The organism is Streptococcus sp. 10824 (assembly GCF_013276595.1).
Taxonomy (GTDB): Bacteria; Bacillota; Bacilli; order Lactobacillales; family Streptococcaceae; genus Streptococcus; species Streptococcus pseudopneumoniae.
In genome coordinates, this window is sequence record NZ_VMLH01000123.1 from 1 (window position 1) to 2,502 (window position 2,502).

General features: G+C 39.9%; 1 protein-coding gene. It reads left to right on the forward strand.

Annotation, left to right across the window (positions count from 1 at the left end; genetic code table 11):
* Window positions 1-46: 46 nt before the first annotated feature.
* Window positions 47-2,502 (forward strand): cell wall-binding protein (locus tag HT701_RS10065; RefSeq protein ID WP_172931484.1); only part of this gene is annotated, 2,456 nt, incomplete at its 3' end.

Genomic DNA, 2,502 nt, shown 5'->3' on the forward strand with positions numbered 1-2,502 from the left:
TCAGGTGATTCAGGTGATTAAAAATAATAATAAAGAGGTGACCTAAATGGGGAAGAAAAAGATGATTTTTGCTAGCCTAGCCAGTGCGGTAGTTTTAGGGGCTAGTCTTACTAGCGTTCAGCAATTGGCTGTAAAAGCTGATGAATCAAATACTACTAACACTAGCAAAGCATCCGAAAAATCTAAAAAGGATCTTGAAAAAGCGGAAGAAGCTAGAAAAGAAGCTGAAGCTAAAGTTGCTGAACTACAGAAAAAAGTAGAGGAAGCGAAAGCCAAAGCTGAAGAAGCTGCTAAGAAAGCGAAATCCGAAGCAGATGAGGCTAAAGTTGCAGATGAGGCAAAAGCAAAAGCTGAAAAAGCTAAACAGGCTGCTGATGCTGAGCTAGCTGCTGCTAAAAAGGAAGAAGCTGAAGCTAAAGAAGCAGTGATGAAGGCCTTGACAGAACTTGAAAAGGCTGCAGAAGATAAAATTAATGCTAACGATGAGATTAAGGACAAAGCAGCAGCTATTAAAAAAGCAAAAGAGAGAATCGGTAAAGAAGATTTACTGAAAGCGATTGAAAATGGTCAAATTAAGGCTAGTGATGTTGTGAAGGAATTGCCAACAAAGGAAGATGAAAATCCAGTTATTACTAGCAAAGACTCTTCTCTTCCTGAAGAGATAAAAGCTAAAATCAAAAAAGCCGAGGAGGCTGATGCCAAACGTCCACAATCCGAAAAACTGCAAGACAAGGCGGATCAATTGGGGGATGAAATTGACTCTCTAACCAAGCAAGCTAATAAGGCCAAAGCTGAAGCTGAGAAAAAAGCTGCAACTCTGGTAGAAGAGGAGAAAAAACTAGAAGAAGCGAAAGCAGCTCATGAAGCGGCACAAGCTGAATTTGAAAAGGCTGCAGCACTGGCTGAGTCTTATAAAGATGATATTAATACTCGTGTTGACGACTTCAATGACACTCTAAAAAAAGTAAAGGAAGCGAGAGACAAAGACCCAGAAGCGAAAGCGAAATATGATCTTGAAGCTGCATTTACAAAGCTTGAAAAGGCTGCAGAAGATGAAATTAATGCTAACGATGAGATTAAGGACAAAGCAGCAGCTATTAAAAAAGCAAAAGAGAGAATCGGTAAAGAAGATTTACTGAAAGCGATTGAAAATGGTCAAATCAAGGCTATCGATGTTTTGAATGAGTTACCAACAGAGGAAGATGAAAAGAACTCTTCTGCTATGAATAGTGCTGACGTTGTCTATATGTCAAAAAACAACCTTCCTGCAGATAAAAAAGAAAAAGTTGAGGAAGCTGAAGCCGCAGACACAGCACGTCCAGAGTCAGAAAAATTGCAAGATAAGGCGGATCAATTGGAAGATGAGATTGATTCTCTAACCAAGCAAGCTAATAAACTCAAAGATGAGCTTGATAAAAAAGCTGAAGAACTTAAAAGCAAAGACAAAGAATCAGCAGAATATAAAAAAGAGCAGGCTGAATTTGAAGAGCGTTATGAAGTTCTGAAATCTTATGCAGGAGACATTAAAGAACGTACCGAGGAATTCAACAAGACTCTTGACGAGATAGAAAAGGTTAAGAGTTCAGAAGAGAAAAAAGAAGATCAAGCCAAAGCTGATCTTGAAGCAGCCTTGACAGAGCTTGAAAAGGCTGCAGAAGATAAAATTAGGAAAGATAACAGTATTACTGATAAGGAAGCGGCTATTCAAGCAGCTAAAGCGGCAATCGGTAAGGAAGATTTACTAGACGCAATTGAAAGTGGTGCTATCAAGGCTACCGATGTTTTGGATGAATTACCAACAGAGAATGCTAAACCTGACTCTGAAAATAGCAATAAGTTTTATAGTGAGGGAACTCTTCCGAACAATATAAGAACTCAAATTGAAAAAGCCAAAGCTGAGGATGCCAAACGTCCAGAGTCAGAAAAACTGCAAGACAAGGCGGATCAATTGGGAGATGAAATTGACTCTCTAACCAAGCAAGCTAACAAAGCCAAAGCCGACCTTGAGCAAAAAGCTAAAGCTCTGGAGGAACAAAAAAGAAAACTCAAAGAAGCGGAAGCAGCTCGTGCAGCAGCAGAAGCTGAATTTAACCAGGCGGATGCCCTTGTCGGCTCTTACGCAGAAGATATTAATTCTCGTGTTGATGACTTCAATAAGACCCTTAAAGAAGTAGAGGAAGCAAAAGCGAAGGAACCAGCTAAAACGGAAGAAGAAACTCCAGCTCAACCCCAAGAAGAAGCAGATGCTAGAATTGCGGAGTTAGAGCAAAAAGCAGCAGAATCTAAGAAAACAGCTGATGATGCGACTGCTAAGGCTGAAAAAGAAAATAATGAAGCAAGAGCAGCTGAAAATTCAAAAGCTGAAGCTGAACAAGCTCAAACAGCTGCTGAAGCTGAACTAGAGAAGGCTAAAGCTGAGGCTGAAAAAGCAAAAGCAAAAGTTGAAGAGCTTGAAAAAGCAGAAAAAGCTGATCAGGAACCAACTAAACCAGCGGAAGATTC